The organism is Aquamicrobium soli (assembly GCF_042646345.1).
In the GTDB taxonomy this organism is placed as follows: Bacteria; Pseudomonadota; Alphaproteobacteria; order Rhizobiales; family Rhizobiaceae; genus Mesorhizobium; species Mesorhizobium soli_A.
This window is the reverse complement of sequence record NZ_JBHRTK010000006.1, coordinates 31,552-52,765: the sequence shown is the minus strand read 5'-3', so window position 1 is coordinate 52,765 and position 21,214 is coordinate 31,552. Positions and strand designations below refer to the sequence as shown.

22 protein-coding genes and 1 pseudogene are annotated in these 21,214 nt (G+C 64.8%); 11 read left to right on the top strand and 12 right to left on the bottom strand.

Features of this window, described 5'->3' with window-relative positions; all coding sequences use genetic code 11:
• The first annotated feature begins 210 nt into the window (after positions 1–210).
• The 7 genes from ACFOHJ_RS05480 (at position 211) to ACFOHJ_RS05450 (ending at position 5,238) form a co-directional block, all read left to right on the top strand.
• Complete coding sequence (locus tag ACFOHJ_RS05480) at positions 211–588, top strand: ArsR/SmtB family transcription factor (RefSeq protein WP_378219319.1); 378 nt, start codon at positions 211–213, stop codon at positions 586–588.
• Positions 585–1,022: an arsenite efflux transporter metallochaperone ArsD gene (arsD, locus tag ACFOHJ_RS05475; protein ID WP_378219317.1), complete on the top strand. Its 438-nt coding sequence runs from the start codon at positions 585–587 to the stop codon at positions 1,020–1,022. Before ACFOHJ_RS05480 ends, arsD begins: the two co-directional genes overlap by 4 nt.
• Positions 1,023–1,118: 96 nt before the next feature.
• A complete protein-coding gene (gene arsA, locus ACFOHJ_RS05470; protein WP_378219315.1) occupies positions 1,119–2,870 on the top strand; it encodes an arsenical pump-driving ATPase in 1,752 nt (583 codons plus the stop codon).
• A gap of 22 nt (positions 2,871–2,892) precedes the next feature.
• Positions 2,893–3,969, top strand: coding sequence for an ACR3 family arsenite efflux transporter (arsB, locus tag ACFOHJ_RS05465; RefSeq protein WP_378219313.1), 1,077 nt, complete (start codon positions 2,893–2,895; stop codon positions 3,967–3,969).
• Positions 3,969–4,262 (top strand): hypothetical protein, encoded by a 294-nt coding sequence (locus tag ACFOHJ_RS05460; protein ID WP_378219311.1) that lies wholly within the window; start codon positions 3,969–3,971, stop codon positions 4,260–4,262. Before arsB ends, ACFOHJ_RS05460 begins: the two co-directional genes overlap by 1 nt.
• Positions 4,259–4,681 carry an arsenate reductase (glutaredoxin) gene (arsC, locus tag ACFOHJ_RS05455; RefSeq protein ID WP_378219309.1) on the top strand — a complete coding sequence of 141 codons (423 nt, stop codon included), beginning with the start codon at positions 4,259–4,261 and terminating at the stop codon, positions 4,679–4,681. The genes ACFOHJ_RS05460 and arsC overlap by 4 nt, the downstream gene beginning before the upstream one ends.
• A gap of 227 nt (positions 4,682–4,908) precedes the next feature.
• Complete coding sequence (locus tag ACFOHJ_RS05450; RefSeq protein ID WP_378219307.1) at positions 4,909–5,238, top strand: hypothetical protein; 330 nt, start codon at positions 4,909–4,911, stop codon at positions 5,236–5,238.
• Here ACFOHJ_RS05450 and ACFOHJ_RS05445 read toward each other — a convergent pair.
• From ACFOHJ_RS05445 to ACFOHJ_RS05435, 3 genes are all read right to left on the bottom strand, one after another.
• Entirely contained in the window at positions 5,195–5,845 is a 651-nt protein-coding gene (locus ACFOHJ_RS05445; RefSeq protein WP_378219305.1) for a DUF924 family protein, read from the bottom strand. The genes ACFOHJ_RS05450 and ACFOHJ_RS05445 overlap by 44 nt on opposite strands.
• Positions 5,846–5,918: 73 nt before the next feature.
• Complete coding sequence (locus ACFOHJ_RS05440; RefSeq protein WP_378219303.1) at positions 5,919–7,853, bottom strand: heavy metal translocating P-type ATPase; 1,935 nt, start codon at positions 7,851–7,853, stop codon at positions 5,919–5,921.
• A gap of 83 nt (positions 7,854–7,936) precedes the next feature.
• The gene (locus ACFOHJ_RS05435) at positions 7,937–8,164 is read right to left on the bottom strand and encodes a heavy-metal-associated domain-containing protein (RefSeq protein WP_378219301.1); all 228 of its coding nucleotides are present in this window, start codon (positions 8,162–8,164) and stop codon (positions 7,937–7,939) included.
• Between the two features lie 113 nt (positions 8,165–8,277).
• On the opposite strand from ACFOHJ_RS05435, the gene ACFOHJ_RS05430 reads away from it, so the two are divergent.
• The gene (locus ACFOHJ_RS05430; RefSeq protein ID WP_378219299.1) at positions 8,278–9,195 is read left to right on the top strand and encodes a LysR family transcriptional regulator; all 918 of its coding nucleotides are present in this window, start codon (positions 8,278–8,280) and stop codon (positions 9,193–9,195) included.
• A 33-nt stretch (positions 9,196–9,228) separates the two neighbouring features.
• Here ACFOHJ_RS05430 and ACFOHJ_RS05425 read toward each other — a convergent pair whose 3' ends face one another.
• The 3 genes from ACFOHJ_RS05425 to ACFOHJ_RS05415 all read right to left on the bottom strand — a co-directional run bounded on the left by ACFOHJ_RS05425 (position 9,229) and on the right by ACFOHJ_RS05415 (position 12,983).
• Positions 9,229–9,696 (bottom strand): hypothetical protein, encoded by a 468-nt coding sequence (locus ACFOHJ_RS05425; RefSeq protein ID WP_378219297.1) that lies wholly within the window; start codon positions 9,694–9,696, stop codon positions 9,229–9,231.
• A gap of 142 nt (positions 9,697–9,838) precedes the next feature.
• A complete protein-coding gene (locus ACFOHJ_RS05420) occupies positions 9,839–11,194 on the bottom strand; it encodes a ferredoxin reductase family protein (protein ID WP_378219295.1) in 1,356 nt (451 codons plus the stop codon).
• A 586-nt stretch (positions 11,195–11,780) separates the two neighbouring features.
• Positions 11,781–12,983: a hypothetical protein gene (locus tag ACFOHJ_RS05415; protein WP_378219293.1), complete on the bottom strand. Its 1,203-nt coding sequence runs from the start codon at positions 12,981–12,983 to the stop codon at positions 11,781–11,783.
• 66 nt (positions 12,984–13,049) lie between these two features.
• Here ACFOHJ_RS05415 and ACFOHJ_RS05410 point away from each other — a divergent pair.
• Both ACFOHJ_RS05410 and ACFOHJ_RS24905 read left to right on the top strand, forming a co-directional pair.
• Positions 13,050–13,205 (top strand): annotated as a pseudogene (locus ACFOHJ_RS05410) (helix-turn-helix domain-containing protein); the annotation flags it as partial.
• 446 nt (positions 13,206–13,651) lie between these two features.
• Complete coding sequence (locus ACFOHJ_RS24905) at positions 13,652–15,763, top strand: ATP-binding protein (protein ID WP_449224161.1); 2,112 nt, start codon at positions 13,652–13,654, stop codon at positions 15,761–15,763.
• A gap of 244 nt (positions 15,764–16,007) precedes the next feature.
• Here the strand turns inward: ACFOHJ_RS24905 and ACFOHJ_RS05390 are convergent, their stop codons facing one another.
• From ACFOHJ_RS05390 to ACFOHJ_RS05380, 3 genes are read right to left on the bottom strand one after another with little or no spacing between them, the layout of a single operon-like run.
• Positions 16,008–16,217: a hypothetical protein gene (locus tag ACFOHJ_RS05390; protein WP_378219285.1), complete on the bottom strand. Its 210-nt coding sequence runs from the start codon at positions 16,215–16,217 to the stop codon at positions 16,008–16,010.
• A 4-nt stretch (positions 16,218–16,221) separates the two neighbouring features.
• Positions 16,222–17,130, bottom strand: a complete 909-nt coding sequence (locus ACFOHJ_RS05385; RefSeq protein ID WP_378219283.1) for a metallophosphoesterase — start codon at positions 17,128–17,130, stop codon at positions 16,222–16,224.
• A 9-nt stretch (positions 17,131–17,139) separates the two neighbouring features.
• Positions 17,140–17,307 carry a hypothetical protein gene (locus ACFOHJ_RS05380; protein ID WP_378219282.1) on the bottom strand — a complete coding sequence of 56 codons (168 nt, stop codon included), beginning with the start codon at positions 17,305–17,307 and terminating at the stop codon, positions 17,140–17,142.
• Between the two features lie 553 nt (positions 17,308–17,860).
• Here ACFOHJ_RS05380 and ACFOHJ_RS05375 point away from each other — a divergent pair.
• Complete coding sequence (locus ACFOHJ_RS05375) at positions 17,861–18,358, top strand: DUF6998 domain-containing protein (protein WP_378219280.1); 498 nt, start codon at positions 17,861–17,863, stop codon at positions 18,356–18,358.
• An 80-nt stretch (positions 18,359–18,438) separates the two neighbouring features.
• On the opposite strand, the gene ACFOHJ_RS05370 is transcribed toward ACFOHJ_RS05375, so the two are convergent.
• The 3 genes from ACFOHJ_RS05370 to ACFOHJ_RS05360 are packed head-to-tail and all read right to left on the bottom strand — an operon-like array spanning position 18,439 to position 21,192.
• Complete coding sequence (locus ACFOHJ_RS05370; RefSeq protein WP_378219278.1) at positions 18,439–18,603, bottom strand: hypothetical protein; 165 nt, start codon at positions 18,601–18,603, stop codon at positions 18,439–18,441.
• A 35-nt stretch (positions 18,604–18,638) separates the two neighbouring features.
• On the bottom strand, positions 18,639–20,660 hold the full coding sequence (locus tag ACFOHJ_RS05365; protein WP_378219276.1) for a phage terminase large subunit family protein: 2,022 nt from the start codon (positions 20,658–20,660) through the stop codon (positions 18,639–18,641).
• Positions 20,638–21,192, bottom strand: coding sequence for a hypothetical protein (locus ACFOHJ_RS05360; RefSeq protein ID WP_378219274.1), 555 nt, complete (start codon positions 21,190–21,192; stop codon positions 20,638–20,640). Before ACFOHJ_RS05360 ends, ACFOHJ_RS05365 begins: the two co-directional genes overlap by 23 nt.
• Between the last annotated feature and the right edge of the window lie 22 nt (positions 21,193–21,214).

Genomic DNA, 21,214 nt, shown 5'->3' with positions numbered 1-21,214 from the left:
CAACCTTCTCCATATTAAGTTATTGATTTTATTATCGTCAATCAGGCGATCCCTTTGACTTCTCCGACCTGGCGAACTGCGGCGCCATCGGGTGGGGCTTCCATAAACTTCGTCTCCGTCGAGCGGCATATCGTGAATGACTATTAACGCTTGTATCGTTGATTGCCGATGCATATGTATCGGTAATCAACGATACATAGGGCGTTCGAGATGCTGGACCGAAACACTGTGGCGCTGTCGCCTTCGATCGAGGCGGACCGGATCGCCGCGATCGCCAAGGCGCTGGCGCATCCGGCACGGGTCAGGATCATCGCCTTTCTGCTGTCGAAGCCCGGCTGCATCGGCGGGGACATCGTGGACCAGGTCGGACTGGCGCAGTCGACGGTCTCCGAACATCTGCGGATCCTCAAGGACGCAGGGATCGTGACCGGCACTATCGACTATCCCCGTATTTGCTACGCGCTCGACTCCACGGCGCTCGCGCCGATCCGGGATTTGATCGAGGCCATCGCCGCGCGCCCGCCGGAAAGCGAGGCTGCCTGTTGCTTTACCCCGCAAGGATGCGTTCCCAAGGAGACCGTCACATGACGACCATCACCGTTTACGACCCTGCCATGTGCTGCTCGACCGGCATCTGCGGCACCGATGTCGATCAGCGCCTTGTCGATCTGGCCGCGGACCTGGACTGGCTGAAGGCGCAAGGCGTCCGCGTTCAGCGCTTTGGGTTGAGCCGGGAGCCTGCCGAGTTCGCGGCCAATGACACGATACGTCAGGTCATGCGGGACAGCGAGGGCGACGACCTGCCGGTCTTCATGGTCGATGGCGCGCTCAAGGCAAAGGCGCGCTATCCCGGCCGGGCGGAATTGGCCGAGTGGGCGGGCATGGACGCAGCGAAGCTCAAGATAGCCGAGCAGGCTCCCGAGCGTGGCCCATCGACCGAACAGGCCGCTGCGGCAACCGCCTGTTGTGGCGGCGTCACAAGATCAGCCTCGGCAAAGCAGACCGCAGGCAACTGCTGCTGACGATGCTCCGCGCCTGAATTGATTCGACGCCGCGCGCCCCTAGTGGTGCGCGCATCAAGCAACGACCGCCCGCCACGGGTGGCGAAAGGAGACGTCATGTTCAACGATCTGCCAAAATTCGTCTTCCTCACCGGCAAGGGCGGCGTGGGTAAGACCTCGCTCGCCTGTGCCACGGCGGTCGGCCTTGCCGATGCGGGGAAAAAGGTGCTGCTGGTCTCGACGGACCCGGCCTCGAATGTCGGCCACGTCTTCGTGATCGAGATTGGCAACAGGATCACGCCGATCACCGCCGTCCCGGGTCTGGACGCGATCGAGATCGACCCCGAGGGCGCCGCTGCCGAATACCGCGAGCGGATCGTCGGGCCGATGCGCGGGGTGTTGCCGGAAAAGGCGCTGAAAGGGATCGAGGAACAGCTTTCGGGCGCCTGCACGACCGAGATCGCGGCTTTTGACGAATTCACCGCATTGTTGACCGACGATACCGTGACCGGCGCCTACGATCATATCATCTTCGACACTGCGCCTACCGGCCACACGATCCGGATGCTCAAGCTGCCTGGCGCCTGGAGCGGGTTTCTGGAAACCGGGGGCGATGCGTCCTGCCTCGGGCCGCTGGCAGGGTTGGAGAAACAGCGCGCCCGCTACGCGGCGGCGGTGGACAGCCTGTCGGATGCCGCCCGCACGCGTTTGATCCTGGTGACCCGCCCCCGCGTCAGCTCGCTCACCGAGGCCGCGCGCACGAGCCGGGAGCTGGCGGATATCGGCATCGGCAATCAGCATCTGGCCATCAACGGGCTGATGCCGGAGGAAGATCTGGGCGATGCGTTGGCCGCGAGCCTGATCGCGCGCGACCACGCAGCGCTGGACGGTATGGACGCGCAGCTTGCCGCACTCCCGCAATCCCGCTTCGCACTGCGTCCCGAAAATCTGGTCGGGCTGGGTGCCCTGCGCCGGATGAATGCGCCGGTGGACCTTGCCAAGGTGGCGGCGCGGAAGACCGAGACCGATCTGCCGCCACTCGCAGCACTGATCGACGGCATCGAAGCCGCCGGCAAGGGGCTGGTGATGACCATGGGCAAGGGCGGCGTCGGAAAGACGACCATTGCCGCCGCCGTGGCGGTGGAACTGGCCGCGCGCGGACATGAGGTGCTTCTGACCACCACGGACCCGGCCGCCCATCTCACGGAGACGCTTGCAGGCGACGTGCCGCACCTGACCGTCAGCCGGATCGACCCCGAGGTAGCGACGCGGGGCTACCGCGACCACATCATGGCGACGAAAGGCGCGGGCCTCGACGCGCAGGGCCGCGCGATGCTGGAGGAGGACCTGCGCTCTCCCTGCACCGAGGAAATCGCGGTCTTTCAGGCATTTTCCAGGGTGATCCGCGAGGCGGGACGCATGTTCGTCGTGATGGATACCGCGCCCACCGGCCACACGCTGCTGCTGCTGGATGCCACCGGGTCCTACCATCGCGACGTGCTGCGGCACGCGGGCGAGAATGCCGGCCATATGACCACGCCGATGATGCGGCTGCAGGACCCCGACAAGACCAAGATCCTGATCGTGACCCTGGCCGAGACCACGCCTGTGCTGGAGGCCGCGCGGTTGCAGGAGGATCTGAAGCGCGCCGGGATCACGCCCTACGCTTGGGTCATCAACGCAAGCCTCGCCGCGACCGGAACCACGCACCCGGTCCTCGCGGCCCGTGCCGCGACGGAGGGACCGGAGATCGCCAAGGTTCGGAACGGGCTGGCGATCAGGCACGCCGCAGTGCCGATGCTGGCCGAAGACCCGGTCGGCGCCGAGCGCCTGCGTGCACTGGTCGGCCGCGCACCCGCAATCGCCTGAATCCAAAAGGACGCCATCGCCCATGTCTGCATTTGAACGTTATCTTTCGCTCTGGGTCGCCCTGGCCATCGTCACCGGCCTGGCGCTTGGCCAGATCGCGCCGGGGTTGATGAACTTCCTCGCCTCGCTGGAATACGGCTCGGTCAATTTCGTCGTCGCCGTGCTGATCTGGGCGATGGTCTATCCGATGATGGTGGCGGTGGATTTCCGCGCGCTGGCGCGGATCCATGAACGGCCCAAGGGTCTGATCATCACGCTGACGGTGAACTGGCTGATCAAGCCCTTCACCATGGCAGCACTCGGCGTATTGTTCTTCGACTGGATCTTTGCGCCGTTCATCGAGCCCGGCACATCGGGCCAGTACATCGCGGGTCTGATCCTGCTGGGCGCGGCACCCTGCACGGCGATGGTGTTCGTCTGGTCGCAGATGACCAGGGGCGATCCGAACTATACGCTGGCGCAGGTGTCGCTGAACGACGCGATCATGGTCTTTGCCTATGCGCCGATCGTGGCCTTGCTGCTGGGTGTCACTGACATCACCGTGCCCTGGGAGACGCTGATCCTGTCCGTCGGCCTGTACATCGTAATCCCGCTGGCGGCCGGTATCGTGACGCGGATGCTGATGACGCGCGGCGCCGCCAATCCGGCGGCTGCCGAAGCCGCCGTAGGCGCGTTCACAGCCAAGGTGAAGCCGTTCTCGGTTGTCGGCCTGCTCGCGACCGTCGTGCTGCTGTTCGGCTTTCAGGGCGCGGTGATCCTGAGCCAGCCATTGGTCATCGTGATGATTGCGATCCCGCTGCTGATCCAGTCCTACGGGATCTTCGCACTTTCATACTGGGCGGCAAAAGCCTGGCGTGTCCCGCATAACGTCGCCGCTCCCTGCGCGATGATCGGCACGTCGAACTTCTTCGAACTGGCCGTCGCGGTGGCCATCGGCCTGTTCGGCCTGAACTCCATCGCCGCCCTTGTCACTGTGGTCGGCGTGCTGGTCGAGGTGCCGGTCATGCTGTCGCTGGTCTGGTTTGCCAATCGCACCACCCATTGGTTCCCGGCTGAGGAAACCGCCATCCGCGCGCCCAGAACAAGGGAGCAGAACTGATGCTTAGAACAGCACTGATCTCGCTCGATCACTTTGCCGCCCAAGGCTCCCTGCTCGACTGCCTGGCGGACGTGCGCGAGAAGGGCATCGCTCGAGTGAGCCCGACCCACGTCGTGAAGCTGGGCCACGGCCAAGTGGCTTCCTGCGTGAACAAGGACGCGCTGGAAAACGGGCTGCGGGATCATGTGGCGCGGCTGCTGCGCGTCTTCGGCGCCGCGCCCGCCTCTTCGATCCCTCGGACATGCGGTTCAGTCCGCGGTGATGCGGACATCCAGAACCGGAGACAACCATGACGATCACGATCTACCACAATCCCGACTGCGGCACGTCCCGCAACACGCTCGTCATGATCCGCCAGTCCGGCGAGGAGCCGGAGGTGATCGAATACCTGAAGACACCTCCGTCCCGGCAGACGCTCATCGAGTTGATCGCGGCGATGGCAATCAGCCCGCGCGACCTCCTGCGCGAAAAGCGAACGCCCTATGCCGAACTCGGACTCGGCGATCCGAAATGGAGCGATGACGACCTGATCGACTTCATGATGGCCCATCCCATTCTGATCAACCGCCCGATCGTGGTCACACCGCTCGGCACGATGCTCTGCCGCCCGTCCGAGACCGTGCTGAACATCCTGCCGAATCCGGACATCGGACCGTTCACGAAGGACGACGGCGAGGTCGTCATCGACAGCGAGGGCCGTCGCGTCAGATGAACGCGATCCGGCCGGCCCCGACCACCTGCCGGCCCCAAACAGGCGCTTCCGAGCGCCCGGCGGCCGGAACTGGACACGAGGACCACTAAGCGCACATCCTGCCGCTCTCTACGGATCGCTGCGGGCCCTCGTCGTGGTGGAGCCGACCGTGCGGCGCGGGCTGGAAAGCGTGATCCTCGAGGGCCTGGGCTGAACCCGATGCCGTTGCCGACAGGGGGGCGGTGCAGATGAAAAGCCTGATCCTGATTGCTGGAATTTGCGTCCCGGTGGCAGTTGCGGCGCTCTGGTTCTGGCACCTGTCCGACATTCGGGCCGAACGGCGGGTCGCTGTCGCGCTGTCGGCGATGCAGCCCGCCCGCCTTCCGGTGCAGAAGGGCGGTGACGCTTTCGCCCAGCGTCAGCGGAGTCAACTGGCCGGAGTAGAAGTCGCCGGGGAGCTTTCTGACCACGATCTCGATGAAGCCATCACCGGAGCGGGTATGCTTGGTCCTGCGCCAGGCGGTTATCGGAAAATCAACCACGAAGCGCGCGCTGGTGCGGGAATGCGCCTTCCGTGAGCCAGGCGACCTCGGCCGGGGTCGATGTCCGGCCGAGGATGGCGTTGCGGTGAGGGTGGCGGCTAAAGCCGGCAATCACCGCGCGCACCTCGCCGGCCTGTGCGACAAGCGAGTGATAGAGCGGTTGCAAGGGCGTCGGTGACCGGGCGGCGATGTCTTTGCGCAGGGCGATCAGGCGGTCGATGCGTTCCAGATGGTCGGGCCCCTCAGCATGGCCCAGCGGCTGGGTGAAGGCGATCTGGAACCATGGCGCGGGCTGCGCCGCGTAGTGGCCGTTTTCCAGCCCCGCCAGCGTCAGTGCCAGCGCGGCCCCGTCCTGCGCATAGGCGCGCGGCGTTCCCCGCCAGAGCGAGCGCGGGAACTGGTCAAGGACGACGATCAGCGCCAACCGCCCCTCGGGCGTCACGGCCCAGTGGTCAAGCGCGCCCTCGACCGCCCTTGCCGTCAGATCTGCAAAGCGCGCCGTGATCGCCTCGTCTGCACCGCCATGCAGCCGCCAGCGCCAGTGCTCAGTATGGCGTTCCGGGTCGATACCCGGTGCACTACCCTCGGGGAACCAGAAGGCCAGAACCTCGTGCCATGGTCTTGCGTCATCGTTGTCAATCATCGTGGTTCCTCCGGGTTGAAGCGAAGGCCCCCGCGCGGACGCACGGGGGCCTTTGCCGATCTGGCGCAGGGCGTCATGCGGTGGCGGGCGCGAGGGCGCCGTCCGCCGGCACCGGCCTGCCCTTGCCGCCGCCGGGTCGGCGCGGGGTGCGCAGCAGGCGCATGGCGTTGGCGATCACGACCAGCACCGAAAGCTGGTGGATCAGCATGCCCGAGGCCATGTGCACATCGCCGCTGAACACGCCCGCCAGCAGCCCGACCACGGTCAGCAGCGCGATCGCGAGGTTCTGGCGCATGTTGCGCAGCGTCGCGCGCGAGATCGCCACCGCTTCGGGCAGCTTTTCCAGATCATCGGCCATCAGCGCGATATCGGCGGTCTCGATCGCCACGTCCGAGCCGGCGGCGCCCATGGCGATGCTGGTATCGGCGGCGGCCAGCGCCGGGGCGTCGTTGATGCCGTCACCGATCATTGCCACATGGCGGCCATCGGCCTGAAAGGCGCGGATCAGGGCCAGCTTGTCCTCGGGCATCAGCCCGGCATGGACCTCGTCGATGCCCAGCTCAGCGGCGATGGCGCGGGCGGGTTGGGGCTGGTCGCCGGTCAGCATGGCGATGCGGCTCACCCCGATCTCGCGCAGCCGCGCCATCGCCGGCGCCGCCGAGGCGCGCGGCTGATCGGAAAGGCCGAGGATACCCGCGATCTGCCCGTCCAGCGCCACGATGATCGGCGTGCGCCCGCGTTCCAGAACCCCGTCCAGCGCGGCCTCGGCAGCGGCGTCGAAGGTGATGTCCAGCGTGTCGAAGAGGCGACGGTTGCCCGCCGCGATTTCACGCCCGGCGTGGCGCACCACCAGCCCCATGCCGGCGAGTTCCTCGACCGCTTCCGGGGTCGGGATCTCCCCCTCGGCCCGGTCGGCGGCGACAATGGGCCGGCCCAGCGGGTGGTCCGAGCCGGATTCGGCGATGGCCGCCCAGTGCAGCAGCTCCGCGCGCTTGGTGCCGGCCAGCGGCAGCACCTCGACGAGGCTCGGTTTGCCCTCGGTCAGCGTGCCGGTCTTGTCGAGCGCGAGCATGTCGATGCGCCCGGCATTCTCCAGATGCTGGCCGCCCTTGATCAGGATGCCCGAGCGCGCGGCGCGCCCGATCCCGGCCACGATGGAAACCGGCGTCGAGATCACCAGCGCGCCGGGGCAGGCCACCACCAGCAGCGTCAGCGCCAGGCGCAGATCCTGCGTGACCGCCCAAGCGCCCAGTGCCAGCACCATGATGGCGGGCGTGTACCATTGCGCGAAACGCTCGATCATGCGCTGGCTGGGGGCGCGTTCCTCCTGGGCCTCCTCGACGCGGCGGATGATGCGGGCCAGCGTGGTGTCAGAACCGATGCCCGTGGCGCGGATGCGCAGCACGCCGTTTTCCGCGATGGTGCCGGCATGGACATGGCTGCCCGGTGCTTTCTCGGCCGGGATCGGCTCGCCGGTAATGGCGGCCTCGGAGACGGCGGCGTTGCCCTCGGTCACCTCGCCATCGACGGGGATGCGGCTGCCGGCGCGCACCAGCACCGTCTCGCCCAGCTGGACCGAGGCGGCGGGCAGGTCGACGGGCTGGCCGTCGCGGATCACGGTCGCGGTCTCGGGCGCGGCCTTCAGCAGATCGGCCAGCGCGCCGCGGGTCTGGCGCAGGGTGCGGGCCTCCAGCCAAGCGCCGAGGCTGAACAGGAAGGTGACGGCGGCGGATTCCCAGTATTCGCCGATGAACAGCGCGCCGATGGCGGCGACGGTCACCAGCAGCTCAATGGAGAAATGCCGGATGCGCAGTGCCTGCACCGCGCGCCAGGCGATGTCGGAGCCGGCGACAAAGGCCGCCGCCAGCATCGCCCCCGCCCAGAGCCCGCGCAGGCCGAACCCGTAAAGGGCGATCAGGCCAAGCACGATCAACGCGCCGCTGGTGAGGGTCAACCATTTGCGCCGCGTCGCGGGGTTTTGCAGCGGGGCGAGGATCGGGGGGGTCATGTCGGATACTCCCTTGCAGAAAGGACGGCCCGCCACCGGGGCGGCGGGCAGAGTTGCGGGATGATCGCCAAGGGGCGGCGGCGTCAGAACGCGGCCGGGCTGGCGCCGTAGCCTGCGGATTTCACCGCCGAGACCAGGGCTTCGACCGGGGCGGCGGCGGGATCATGGGCGACCTCGATGCGGCCAGTGTTGAAATGCACCTTGGCCTCGGCGACGCCGGGCAGCGCCTTGAGCGCCTTTTCGATCTTGACCACGCAGGAGGGGCAGGAAAACTCGTCGCTGCGCAGGATGGTGTTGAGGGGGGCGGACATGGCGTTTCTCCTTTGGCTGTCCGGTCCGGGATCAGACTGGACCTTGCTTGCATCCTCAAGATAGGGTGTCCGCAGGCGCACGGGTATTGGCCGTCAGCGCAAAGGATGCTTGCATGGATGCACAGGACCAGAACTGGGACGATTACCGCCTGTTCCTGGCCATCGCCCAGACCGGCACGCTGTCGGGGGCGGCGCGGCTCTTGGGCGTCACCCATTCGACGGTGTTCCGCCGGCTGGCGGGTTTCGAGGACCGCCTCGGCGTGCGCCTGTTCGAGCGCCTGCCCTCGGGCTACGCCCTGACCGCCGCCGGCGAGGCCATGCAGCAGACCGCCACCCGCATCGACGATGAAATCGCCGCCATCCGCCGCCAGGTCACCGGCCAGGACCAGCGGCTGAGCGGACAGGTCCGCATCACCGCCACCGACATGCTGGCCATCGGGTTGCTGCCGCCGCATCTGGCGGCGTTCCGGCGCGCATGGCCGGGGATTGATCTGGAACTGCTGGTCTCGGACATGCGGCTCGACCTGACCCGGCGCGAGGCCGATGTGGCGCTGCGGCTTGGCAATCCCGTGCAGGAAACGCTGGTCGGGCGGCGGGTCGGGCGGCTGGCCTTCGGCGTCTATGCCTCTGTTGGCCGCCACCGCGCCGGGATCGCCGAGGATCTGGCGCATAACGACTGGATCGGCTTTGGCAGCGGCCATGCGCCATTGCGGCAAGTGCTGGCCGACTGGCTGCCGGGCCTGCGCCCGCAATTCCGCACCAATTCGATCTCGGCGGCGGTTGCGGCGGCGCGCGCCGGCATCGGCCTTGCGCCGCTGCCCTGCGCCATCGCCGATCCCGACCCCGACCTGGTGCGGGTGGCGGCGTTTCCGGGCGATTTCCGCCTCGACCTGTGGTTGCTGACGCATGAGGATCTGCGCCAAACCGCCCGTATCCGCGCCTTCGTCGATTTCATCGCCGAGGCGCTGGCGGAACAGACCGACCTCCTGGAAGGCCGTCGTCCGGGTGACAAAAAACCGGCCGAGGCGTGAGGCCCCGGCCGGCCCGGTCTTTCGGGCGTGGCTTCAGTTGATCATCTGCCAGCCCGGATGCTCGAAATGCTCACCATAGGCATTCAGCGCCTGAACGATGGTCACCGCGCCGGGCTCCACCTCGCCTGCCTCCAGCGCCGAGATGCCGGTCATCACCTCTCCGAGGATGATATGGAACTGCTCGTCGACCTCGGGTGCCAGCACGCAGTTCTCGACCATGAAATCGACCTGCTTCTGCACGTCGGCGGCAATCCCGCTGGCGACATCCGCCGGCAGGCTGCCCGCGTGGATCGCGTCCAGATTCGCGGTCATGGTGGCGTGGATCGCACTCATGCCGGTGAGCATGTTCTGATCGCCCTGCCACTTGGCGCCATCGTTCAGCACGATCTCCAGCGCGGAGGCGGCATGGCCATCATGGGCAGCGGTCTGCGCGCTGGCGAGGCCGGGTGCCGCCAAGGCGAAGGCCACGGCGAGGACGGTGAGGGGTTTGAGGGTCTGCATGGTCTTCTCCTGGGTTGCTTTTCGGGTCGGGCCGCAACGGATGTTCGAGGGTGCCGTTGCGCGTGGTTTGAAGATAGGCTGCCCGTCTGCACACAGGGATTGGCGAAATCCGCAAGCTGTCCTTGCGCAGATAGGCAGGCCCTCAGGCAAAGTCGAAATGCTCGAAGCGGACCTGGCGCGGGTTCTGGCCAAGGCGGTCAAGCCCCCTGAGCACAGCGCGCCGCAACCCTGCAGGACCGCAGAACCACAGATCGGCCGTGCCGGGCGGGAACGGCGCCGACCGCACCAGCCGCTCGGCTGTCAGCCGGCCATCGCGCCCCGTTGCCACCAGTTCGAAGCTGAATCGCGGGTTGCGCGCGGCGGCGGCCCGCAGGGTTTCCAGCCCGATCGCGTCCTCGGGTGTGCGGACGCTGTGGACAAGGTGGATATGATGGGGGTCGGTCGCGGTCAGGCTGTCGGCCCATGCAAGGAAAGGCGTGATGCCGGCGCCACCCGCCAGCCAGATCTGCCGCGCGCCGCCCCTGCGGAAATCGAAGCGGCCATGAGGGCCCTCGACGCGCACCGTCATCCCTTCGCGAAGGGCATCCGGCAGGCGCCGTGTCCAGCCGCCAAGCGCCCGGATGGCAAGGGTCATGCGACCGTCAGGCGCCGGGGCGCTGGCGATGGTGAAGGGATGCGGCTCGGCAAGGCCGGCCTCCGGCGCGCTGAAAAAGGCGAACTGGCCGGGCCGCCAGCGCATGGCCCGCCCCTTGGGCAGCAGCGTCACCGTGGTGGTATCGCCGTGGCGGCTGACCTGCTCGACCGTGAATGTGCGCCGCCGCAGGCGCGGGGCAATGAACTCGGTCACGATCCAGGCGACCAGCCCGGCGATGGCAAAGCCGTTCAGAAGCACGGCAAGCGACGGATCCGCCCCGGCCGGCATGTCGACGAAGAGCTGGTGAAAGGCGACGATGGCGAACAGGGCGCCCATGAAGCGGTGGCTGAAGCGCCAGAGCTGATAGGGAATCTGGAACCGGGTGAACGGCAGCCGCCGGAACCAGCTGAGCGCGATCAGCACCAGAAGGGCGTTGAAGGCCAGCTCCCCAACATCGCTCGCGGTCTTGCCAAGGCTGGTCTCGCGCACCGCGCGGTCGAAGTCGGGCTGGATCAGGTCGTGCAGGATCATCAGGATGAGCGCCGAGATGCCCAGCCATTTGTGGGCGCGATACATGCGGTCAAGGCCGCCGAACAGCGGCTCCAGCAGGCGCGGGCGCGCAGCGAGGATCAGCGCCTCGCTCATGGCGACGAAACCGGCCGCCCCGACCGCGATGCCGATGGCCGCGTCGGAGCCATGGGATGCGTAGGTGATCAGGCCGAGGCCGGCCGCCAGAACCACCGGCAGCGCCACGAGCAGGACGCCAGCCAGACCCTGGACGCCGCCGTCGATGGCGAATGCGGGCAAGGACAGCCTGCCGCGCATCCGGTGAAACTTGCCAAGAGTTCCTGCTGTATCCGTCATTGCCTCACCCCTCCGAGCCCGATTCCAAGCCTGTATGTTCCGAACTCTGGGAGACAAAGCTGACGGAGGACTGACGCAAGTGGCCTTGGCGCGTCAGCTTTGCGTCAGCAGCGTGATCGGCGGTAAGAAGCCGGTGGCCGCGTTACTTACGTGGGATACATGAAGTGCACGGAGCAGCAGACAGGCTCGCGGCGACGCTGCCTTCCTCGGCACTTTCCGAGGTATCGACGCGCCCTGGTGGACAAGCCAAGGTACGACAGTGCCCGTCGCGCCCATCGCGTCGAAATGGAATGGCTCGGCTGTTCGATGTTGGTAACGCGAAGATATCGACCATCGAGCGGCCCGTCGCCACGATGCATGGCAGCGAACTCAGCCCTGACGCATGATGCACAATTGTGCCCATTTCGGCGCGGGACAGGCGCGGTATCCCGTGCCACCATCCCCGCGCAGCGAATCCCCTGCCGCTCTTTGAAACTGTGAATCTGTGAAACGGGCCGGGCGTGTCGCTCCGGTCGAGGCGTCTGGCGCTTCCCGAAATGGCGCTGCCCGGCCCGGTAATTGCACCGGCGGTTTCCATGAGGCCGGATCAGTAATCCGTCTCGACATAGACCCCGGCACAGTCGCAGGCGACCGCGGCCGCCGTGGCGCCATTGTTCATGTAGAGGCGCGGTGTCAGGAACTGCGACGCAGCGGGGAGGTCTGCACTAATCTCCTGCTCGAATATCGCCCCCGACACCTCGTCCACGACCCGCACCCAGACCGATGATCCGTTCGGTGGGGCCGCGATGAACAAGGTCAGCACGCCACCGGTCGCAATCGCGAACGAGGCGCCCATATCGGTCACGGCCGGAGCACCGGATGCATCATTGGCAACCAGCTGCCAGCGGCTGTGGGTGCCGCGCTGGAAGCCGATGCCGATGCAGTTGACGGCAGTGGCGAGGGTCAGCGTGGTGGCCAGCGCGGTGGTCGACCCGTAGAGTCCGAAGAACCCCATGCCGGTCGCCTGCAATGTCGTGAGCGACAGCCGCGTGACGAAGGTCCAGCCGCCAAGCCCTGCCGCGTTGCCGCGCCAGCAGGCCCAGCCTGCAGAGCGCTGGTCGGCAGCCGAATCCACCACCGCCGCCGAGGCCAGGCGCCAGCGGCGCATGGATGTGGCAAGGTTCGTCGCGGCAAGGGTCGGGTGCGAGACGGTGCCGACCGAAGTGATGGGCAGGCCCTCGGTGTTGATCGTGGTGCCGGTCGAGGGCGACCAGTTGGCGATCCGGTTCACCCCGAAGTGGGGCTGGAGCGGGAAGTCGCGACCCGAGGGGCGCATCACATCGATCCACGGCGCGCCGGCGCGGTTGCGGGCATAGACCGAGGCCTTGCCCGCGGGCGGCGGGGGCGGCGCCGCACTGAGCCCCGGCAGTATCGTGGGCTGCGGCAGCTCCACCTGGCCGCTGGTGCGGTCGATCCTGATGGCCTCGTAGAAGGCCGAGCCATCCGGGCTGACCTTGAAGCTGAAGTCGTCCTTGCCGAGAAGTCCGATCAGCGCGCGGGCCGACCAGTTGGTCTTAAAGGCGAAGGCCGCGTCGTTCGCCGGGGCGGCCTTGTTCACCGTCGCCTCGATGCCCGCGCCGGCGTTGTTCAGAAGCACCGCGGGGGTGTTCACGGACAGCCGGTTATAGCTGTCGGCCGTCGCGCCGCCGAGGCCCAGAAGCTGGGCAGTCAGGTTGGCCTGCGGCATGCCGACCTGCGTGACCTGTTGATTTCCGCCGAGAGCTGACCCGGGATTGAGGGATTTTTCCATTGAGAAGTGACCCATGTTTGAACCCACCCCTGCTGGTTGATTGCAGGGGACTTTGGAGTGATAGACATGGCGTTACTGAGCGTTATCCGACGCTGGCATCTGCGAGATGGACATTCGATCCGGGAGATTGCACGGCGCACGGGACTGTCGCGGAATACGATCCGCAAATACCTGCGATCAGGTGAGGTCGAGCCCCGCTTCAAGGCGCCGGAGCGGCCGAGCTTTGTCCTTACCGTTCGCTGACCTCCTCACACGCCGACGATCCGCGCGCGGCGGTCGCCGACAAGGGCTACGCCAGCATGGCTAACCGGAAGGCGGCGCGGGTGCGCGGTATCATTCCTGTTATTCCGCACAAGGCCAACGAGAAGAACAAACCCGGCTTCTCTGCAAAGGCCATCTACAGGGGCTAGTCTCGTTGTCGTTGTTCCGCGTTGTTCCGTAGGAGTTGACGAGTCCTGATCCTAGTGATACGCCTTCCGGGAACAACGGAGAACAACGGGATGTCAGAGCGGAAATTCACTGCCTCAAAGTCACGATCAAACCGACCAGGTTGGAGCGTAACATTCCGACACCCGGTTCGCACGGACAGTCGCGGCGAGTGGGGCCTCAAGGTTCGGAAAGGATTAGGGACTTCGGACGATGCAGCAGCCGACCTCCTGGTGGGGCAATTGAATGAACTCCTTCAAGATGAGAGTTGGTGGAGCGGTGACCGGCGCAAAGATGCGGAATGCCGCTTCGATCCAGTTGTAGTCTCTGCGTTCTTCGACGGGATCGAGGCCGTGACAGATGACGCCGAAGCGAGGCGGTCAGGCGTCATCCCACTGCCTGATCGAGATGACGGCTACGGGACCGTCCTTTTTCTGGGCACAACCGGAGCCGGGAAAACTACGCTTCTGCGCCATATCATCGGCTCAGATCCTGAAAGAGATCGCTTCCCGTCGACATCAACTGCCAAGACCACAACCGCAGACATCGAAATCGTTGCGGCACCGGGGAGTTTCTCCGCAGCCGTCACTTTCATGCCCGAACATGAGGTCCGAGCGCACATCGACGAATGCCTCGAAGAGGCATGCCTCGAAGCTATTCAAGGTAAGTCGGATGCGAAGATCGCAGCTGCGCTTCTTGAGCACCGCGAACAGCGCTTTCGCCTGTCGTATGTCCTTGGCGCCTGGAATACACCAGTCGGTGATGCAGAGGATGACTTCGAGTTCGTGGATGACTCCAGTCCCGAGGCAGAGATTGATGATGAAGAGGCCGTCACTTCGGAAGAAATTGAACAGCAGCAACAACGTCTTCAGAGCTTCGTTACCGCCATCAAGAATCTCAGCGCCGAGACCGCCACAGCTTTCGAAGCCAAACTAGGCAAGTTCTCCGAGCAGAAGACGGCGGATGATAGGGCGAGCTGGCTTGAACTTTTTGGGGTCGAGGCCTTTCGACATGCGAAGTTCTCGACCTTGGCACTGGATCTCATGGACGAGGTAGCGGATCGGTTCTCTCGCGTCGATGTCGGCGAGACACAACGGTCTGCGACCGACTGGCCAAGCATCTGGACATATGAGTGCGAGGACAGAGATGAGTTCCTTGCCGCAGTACGCTGGTTCTCAAGCAACCACCACAAGCAGTTTGGCCGACTTCTGACGCCACTCGTGGACGGAATAAGGGTTCGCGGACCGCTCTATCCGGACCTTGGGAGCGAGTTCGAAAGCCTCAAGCTAGTTCTTCTCGATGGACAGGGGCTCGGACATACCGCCACTAGCGTCTCCTCAGTTTCAACCCGCGTCACGAACAAGTTCTCGAAGGTCGATATGATCTTGTTAGTCGACAACGCCCAACAGCCGATGCAAGCGGCACCCCTCGCTCTTCTTCGGGCGGTAGGTAGCGCTGGCTTCGCCGACAAGCTGGCAATAGCCTTCACACATTTTGATCAGGTCAAGGGAGCCAACCTGGGCTCCTTCGACCAGAAGCGCGGCCATGTACTGAGCTCTGTCGGAAACGCCGTAGCAAGCCTGCGCAACATCGTGGGTGTCGGCGTGGCCGGCGCCATTGAGCGCCAAGTTGATGGGCATTCAGTGTTCCTAGGTGGGCTGGACAAACCTACGTCAAAGCTCCCGGTCGGCTTCAGGCGACAACTAATTCAGTTGATCGAGATGATGCAGGAAGCTGCCTCACCAGCGGACGAAACCGATTGCATGCCCATCTATGACCTAAAGGGGCTGGAAATCGCTATGCACGATGCCATCGACGCTTTCCGCGATCCCTGGCGTGCTCGGCTCGGGCTCTCGTATCACGACGGCATCGCCAAGGAACATTGGACAAGGATCAAGGCGCTCAGCCGGCGGCTTGCTTGGCGCTGGTCAGACGAGTACGACAATCTCACGCCAGTCGCCGACCTCCTTTCAAGGCTCCAAGAAGAGGCGTCAAAATGGTTGGATCGCCCGTCTGAATGGACCCGCCTCCCGCAAGATGACGAGGAACGTGAGCTCGCACTGGACCGCATTAGAAGGGCTGTGTTCGCCCGTCTCTACGATCTCACAAAGACGCGTCTGACAGATGACCAGGTTGCTAGCTGGCGAGATGCGTATGATCATAGTGGACCCGGCTCAGCGACGCTTCGTGCTCGCACAATCGAGACGATCCATGAAATGGCGGCGCCAAGGATTAGCGCTGCGATGAGTATAGACGCTCGCCAGTTCCTTGAACGACTGCATGACATTCTGCAGGACGCCATTATGGATGCCGGTGGCCGGATCTCGGCTGCACCCGGTAAGCGAGTGGCCTAAGTCCCCACGATTAGACCTGTTATGGGAGGCGAGGCGATGTCCACCCATCCAGTAACAGGTTCGGACGATTCTACAGCACCTACTCTTCGGCCGTGAGCTGTCCATGGCCTTCGTTCACTCACGTTCGGCGGACCCTCCGCAAGAAAAAGAGATCGCAATGACAGGCGCACTACTACCCTTGAGCCCAGATCCGTGGCGTAAATTGTATTGCGGCGCGAGAGCTGGCCCGGCTGGTGAGCCTGGATCACTTCCATTCCAAGCCACCCTCGATTGCGTAGCGGGCCGCGTTCAGGAAGTCGCGATCCTCTTCGGAAAGGGTGCTAAAAAATATTGAGACGTTGGCGAGCAGTTGCTCCATCTGCGCCCTTTCCTCGTCCGAGGCCTGGTGTCTGCCTTCGCGCAACCCGCTTTCCAAGTCGTCAAGACGTGCCTTTATCCTATCCTTGATGTTCACGTCGTCAATCCTCGCCTGGCCAATCGAGAAGGTTGAGATTGTCGGTTGAAAGCACTGGCTCGCCGCCCCAATGATAGACACAGGGAGAGAGTGGGTAGTCCAGACTCGCCACGCGCGGATGTTCTAGCTTCGGCTCGCCCGCCATCTTGTAATGACCGACGAAGACCGGAGGGGCCGCGTTCGGATAGGCGGCCGGCGCAATACCCTGCGAGATCTCGCCGTCTGGCAAGGTCGCATCGGCAGGCACCGACAGTGCCATCTCGCGCCAGCTCCGTCCGTCCCCCCACCATCGCAGCCGCACATGGTTACGCATATTTCCGGCACCATCCATAAAATGGAACCCGTTGGGTAGCCCTACCTCTGCGCCCGAGACCAACCGCTCCACGGCTTTGGCGAAGTCGGTCGTCTTGTTGGCGACTTCAGGTAAGTCTTCGGGGCGCAAGCGGCCGTCGGGGCGGCGTGCGCGGACAAGTTCGATCTCGGGGTCGGACCAGCAGGCGTGAACCAGGCGGAAGCCGTCCCCTTCGTGCCAGAGCGGTAGGGCCTCAAGGAACCAGTCGGTCCAGTAGCGGGCATCGTCAGTTCCTGCTCCGAAGGCGTTAACGAAGCTCCTGTGCTGTTTGGCATTGGGCGCGCTGTGGGCACGCAAAGGCGTGCCGCCGGAGCCTTTGCGGTGGTAGAGGATGGCGTTCAACTCGTGATTGCCCAAGACCGCTGTTGCAGTATCAGCGTCGATCTGCTTGCGGACGCGTTGCAGAACCTCCCGGTCGGCGGCATCGCCGGTGAGAACCTTTCCTGCGTCGATGAAATCGCCAAGATAGGCTGGGCGGGCGCCGCGCAATTCTGCAAGCCTGAGGCTTATCCCCAGCCTGTTCAGATCGGCGTGAATGTCTGGAATAATTGTGATCGTCATCCCCACCAACTATTTGTCGCCATTCACCGCTTGCGTCTCGTTCTCGCGCTGGAGGTCAAACTTTCGCTTTGTGAGCAGATAGAATGCCCATTCCCCGAAGAAGCCGCTCGGCTTCCGTTCTGCCGAGGCCTTCTCCGTCGCAACGAACTCCGCAAGCTCCGTATCGTAATCAGACATAGGACCTCCGCCCGCTCCACGGATCTATTCTTGAACCGAAACTACAACCATTTTGTAGGAAAGAAAGCGAGATGCACGCAATTTACTAGATTTCGGCCGCAACGAGCCTTGAGATCGCTTCTCCTCTGCAGCGATCTTCGCAAGTATTTGTTCAATGGATCCTTCATGCCTCACCGCTGTGATCGTGGCCGGCGACGCACCGTCGCCGAATCTCACCGTGACCCCCGACGCCTCTAGCTCGATGGCGCCAGCTCGTCGCCGTGGCACTCGCCGCTTCGCGCGGCTTCTGTCCCTTCTTCTCTACGGTTTCGGGCGCGACCAAAACCGCCGGCACGAAGGCGGGCACCGCCTCAGCTTCCATTCGCTTGCGCGCCTCGCCACCGCAGCCCTCGGTAACATTGATCGGTGAGGCAATAGGAGGGGTCAAATCCTCGCTTCGCTTCATATAGAGAGCAGACGCAATTGGACAATTCGATTGAGCACGAAGCGCTCATACTTGGCCGGATCTTGTTGATCGGCTCCCAATACAGTATGAACTTCCAAGGGGTGTGAAATGGAAGATGATATCTGGGACGGGGCCTTCTACGATGATGGAGAGTGGGTTTCCTGGTCCGACGTCGAAGAACAGTTTCGATACCAGGAATGGCGAGCAAAGTATCCTAATGCGATAAGAACTTTGATTCCGTATTTTGAGGATCTCTTGTCGCTGGCAGAAAGCTACCACCTTGAGACAGGTCGCCACCTCAATGTGTACGGAGACATTGGGGAGCTCTTTGGTGCCATCACCTACGGAATAAAGCTGAACAAGAACTATGCGCAGGGTGCTGATGGTAGGCTTGGCAATGATCATGTTGAGATCAAGACCATCACCCCGTTCAAATCCAAGGACCAGGTTGCCGTGAAGGTGTCAGGTAACTTCAACAAGTTGCTCGTCGTGAAGATCAACGCGGATTTTGAAGTCTCATCCAGGATGGTCGATCGCTCGAAGCTTCGCAAAACCGCGAAGCCTTTCCTCAGGATAAGGTGGGAGGATCTACACGTGGCCAAATGACGGGCTTCGTTCGCGTCGCAGCCTTTCCACGCGCCAGCCGTGGGTGACTGCTTGCCACCCATTGCTGCCCATCGTGTAGGCTACACCACACTCGTAAAATCTCGCACCCGCTCGATGACATGGCGGCGGGAGCGGTTCTTCGGCACCGGCTGGCGGTTCAGTTTCATAGCGATGATACACAGCGCGTAGAGCCAACGCTCATTGGTTGCGGAACGCTGCAGGCCGACGCGCCAGCAGATCGCCATCGAGTGAGGCCGTGACGCCCGAATTCTTCATCACGTCACTCCATCCAGCGGCTGCGGCGGATCCTTCTTGTTCTCAGCCAAGGTTCGCGGGTTTGGGAGCGGATGTGTTGGGGCTTCGAAGCCGAGGTCGGTGGCGGGGCCGTGGCTGCGGCTGGTGTTCCGGGCTTAAGGGCAACGACGCTCTCGCCGAACTGCGCCTCAAGGTCGCGCCAGATTGATTCCGGCCAGCGATCGGCGCCGATGATCCAGGCGGCGGCGCGGGCATAGACGCGGCAGTCGAGCGCTTCGTTGCGCTCCCTCAGCTTTTGCCATTCCAACCGCGAGAACCCGCGCCGGGTGCGCACGGTGATCAGCTGCTCGCCGACCAGCTGCTTGCACCATTCGCTGTCGACCCACGTGGGGAGGTGGACGGTTCCGGGTGGATGGTGGGTGCCAGCGTCCAACTCCTCTTCACTCGGCCGCGGCAGGCGCAGGAAGCGATAGGTTTCGGCCTTGAAGGTGGAACCGGCGACCGTCCACAGCTTGGCGCCGCGGCGGATACGCCGGCCAAGCGATGTCGCATCGACGAAGGTGGGGCCGGTGACCGGACTTGCCCGATTGAAGCCCTCCACACCCTTGACCGGAGCAACATGGGCCGAGCCTGCCCGTCGCGCCCAGCCGTAGACGGCGGGCGCTTCATAGCCGGTGTCGATCGCCAGGCGGGTGATGCGCATCATGTTGCCGGAGGCGCCTGGAAAGGCGCGGCCGAGAACGCCGTCGAGCGCCTTCCAGCAGGCTTCGTCACCCGGGCCGCCATCCAGAACCAGGTGGTCGATCAGCCAGCTTTCCAACCCGCGACCCCAGGCCCAGATGTCGACCTCGATGCGGTCCTTCTGGACGTCGGCGCCGGCGGTGAGGAACAGGCCGCCCCGCGGAACGGTGCCCGCAGCCCAGCTTTCGCGGCGCTCATGCAGGCGCTGCCAGTCCGGCGACTCGCCGGTCTCGATCCAGGTCTCGCCCAGAATGGTGTTACGAAACGCCTTGATCGCTTCGTCCGACCCTTGCGCGGCCTCGAAGGCCCGGGCGATTGCCTCCCATGACAGCCAGCCGGCCGGCGAATAGAGGGCCGACAGGTGGAAGCCCGCCGTGGCAGGATCTGCCGGCGCTGCGGTCGCCCGCCACTGGCCCGCCTGCAGCATGGCGGTCTTGCTATGCTCGCCGATTGCCGCCTCGCAGGCCTCGCAGTGATAGCAGGCGGTCTGGGGCTTTCCCTTGTCCCAGCGCAGCCGCTCGAACTTCAGCCACTGCATCGCGCCACAGTCGGGGCAGGGCACATGATAGCGGCGCTGGTCGGACGTCTCATATTCCCGCTCGATCCGCGACAGGCCTCTGATGGTCGGGGTGGAGGCCAAAAACACCTTGCGGCGATGCGAGAAGGTCAGCGAGCGGGCTTCGGCAAGCGTGACCGGATCACCCTCGTCATCGGCGGACGCCGGATAGGCATCGACCTCGTCGAGGAAGATGTAGCGGGCCGGGGTCGAGCGCAGGCCGACGGCCGAGTTGGCTCCGGTCATGATCAGGATGCCGCCGTTGAACTCCTTCGACAGCATGGTGTTGCCGGCATCGCGCGAGCGGGCCGGCTTGACCCGGTCACGCAGGGCCGGGCTTTCCTCGATCAGCGGGTCGATCCGGTGGCGGGAGTTGCGCTTGGCAAGCTCGACCGTCGGCTGAACCGCCAGCATCGGTCCCGGCGCCTGATCGATGACGAAGCCGATCCAGTTGTTGCCCGCCTCGGTGGCGCCGACCTGGGCCGCCTTCATGAACACCACCCGCTGCACGGCCGAGCCGGGCGACAGCGCATCCATGATCTCGCGCATATAGGGCGTGCGGCTGGTGCGGTAGCGCCCGGGTTCGGCAGAAGCGCGCGCCGCCAGCATGCGGTGCTTGTCGGCCCATTGCGACACGGTCAGGAATGGATCGGGTGTCAGGCCATCGCGCCAGGATGCCGTCAGCGCAGCGACACCGTCAAAGCTGAACAGGCTTTCGGCCGGCGATTCATTCGAAGTCGGTGCGGACATCGGCCAGTTCCCCAAGATGGGCCCGCACCTGGCTTTCCAGCGCCCGGTGCATGACAGCTGCATCCACGCCCAGTTCCGCCGCCATGAGGGCTGCGACCCGACCCGGCCAGTTCACCCAGGCATCGCGCTCTTCCCGCGCCAGCCGGAACAGGAGCGCCTTGGCGCGGTCGCGCGCGACAAGCTCGCCCTTCATCTTCTGCAGCTTCAGCCGGCGCTCCTGCGCCTTCAGCACCTCGTTGGCGGTGCGGGCCTGCAGGAAGGTGGTGGAGCCGCCGACAGCGGGTGCCGACAGCCCCTGTTCGCGCAGTGTCTCGCCGACTGCGGCAACGGCTGCCTCCGGCACCGGCTTCAGCTTCGGTCGGACGGGTGAGGGGGGCTGCCGGGCCGGATCGGTCAGTGCCGCCCGGCGAACATCCGAGCCGGCGGCTTCGATCGAGCCGTCGCCATAAAGCGCCAGCCGGCCGGCAAGCTTTGCCTTCTGCACCGCGCCGCGGGAGACGCCGGCATGGGCGGCATATTGGCGCTCGCTCATTCCCTGCATGTGCTTGCCCCTT

Excerpts from the sequence above, each read along its gene's own strand:
- ACFOHJ_RS05420 (WP_378219295.1), bottom strand. The coding sequence starts at position 11,194 with ATGACGGATACAGCAGGAACTCTTGGCAAGTTTCACCGGATGCGCGGC.
- ACFOHJ_RS05360 (WP_378219274.1), bottom strand. The coding sequence starts at position 21,192 with ATGAGCGAGCGCCAATATGCCGCCCATGCCGGCGTCTCCCGCGGCGCG.
- arsB (WP_378219313.1), top strand. The coding sequence starts at position 2,893 with ATGTCTGCATTTGAACGTTATCTTTCGCTCTGGGTCGCCCTGGCCATC.
- arsD (WP_378219317.1), top strand. The coding sequence starts at position 585 with ATGACGACCATCACCGTTTACGACCCTGCCATGTGCTGCTCGACCGGC.
- ACFOHJ_RS05450 (WP_378219307.1), top strand. The coding sequence starts at position 4,909 with ATGAAAAGCCTGATCCTGATTGCTGGAATTTGCGTCCCGGTGGCAGTT.
- ACFOHJ_RS05375 (WP_378219280.1), top strand. The coding sequence starts at position 17,861 with ATGGAAGATGATATCTGGGACGGGGCCTTCTACGATGATGGAGAGTGG.
- ACFOHJ_RS05370 (WP_378219278.1), bottom strand. The coding sequence starts at position 18,603 with ATGGCGATCTGCTGGCGCGTCGGCCTGCAGCGTTCCGCAACCAATGAG.
- ACFOHJ_RS05445 (WP_378219305.1), bottom strand. The coding sequence starts at position 5,845 with ATGATTGACAACGATGACGCAAGACCATGGCACGAGGTTCTGGCCTTC.
- ACFOHJ_RS05440 (WP_378219303.1), bottom strand. The coding sequence starts at position 7,853 with ATGACCCCCCCGATCCTCGCCCCGCTGCAAAACCCCGCGACGCGGCGC.
- ACFOHJ_RS05425 (WP_378219297.1), bottom strand. The coding sequence starts at position 9,696 with ATGCAGACCCTCAAACCCCTCACCGTCCTCGCCGTGGCCTTCGCCTTG.
- arsC (WP_378219309.1), top strand. The coding sequence starts at position 4,259 with ATGACGATCACGATCTACCACAATCCCGACTGCGGCACGTCCCGCAAC.
- arsA (WP_378219315.1), top strand. The coding sequence starts at position 1,119 with ATGTTCAACGATCTGCCAAAATTCGTCTTCCTCACCGGCAAGGGCGGC.
- ACFOHJ_RS05480 (WP_378219319.1), top strand. The coding sequence starts at position 211 with ATGCTGGACCGAAACACTGTGGCGCTGTCGCCTTCGATCGAGGCGGAC.
- ACFOHJ_RS05460 (WP_378219311.1), top strand. The coding sequence starts at position 3,969 with ATGCTTAGAACAGCACTGATCTCGCTCGATCACTTTGCCGCCCAAGGC.
- ACFOHJ_RS05385 (WP_378219283.1), bottom strand. The coding sequence starts at position 17,130 with ATGACGATCACAATTATTCCAGACATTCACGCCGATCTGAACAGGCTG.
- ACFOHJ_RS05435 (WP_378219301.1), bottom strand. The coding sequence starts at position 8,164 with ATGTCCGCCCCCCTCAACACCATCCTGCGCAGCGACGAGTTTTCCTGC.
- ACFOHJ_RS05415 (WP_378219293.1), bottom strand. The coding sequence starts at position 12,983 with ATGGAAAAATCCCTCAATCCCGGGTCAGCTCTCGGCGGAAATCAACAG.
- ACFOHJ_RS05380 (WP_378219282.1), bottom strand. The coding sequence starts at position 17,307 with ATGTCTGATTACGATACGGAGCTTGCGGAGTTCGTTGCGACGGAGAAG.
- ACFOHJ_RS05430 (WP_378219299.1), top strand. The coding sequence starts at position 8,278 with ATGGATGCACAGGACCAGAACTGGGACGATTACCGCCTGTTCCTGGCC.
- ACFOHJ_RS05365 (WP_378219276.1), bottom strand. The coding sequence starts at position 20,660 with ATGTCCGCACCGACTTCGAATGAATCGCCGGCCGAAAGCCTGTTCAGC.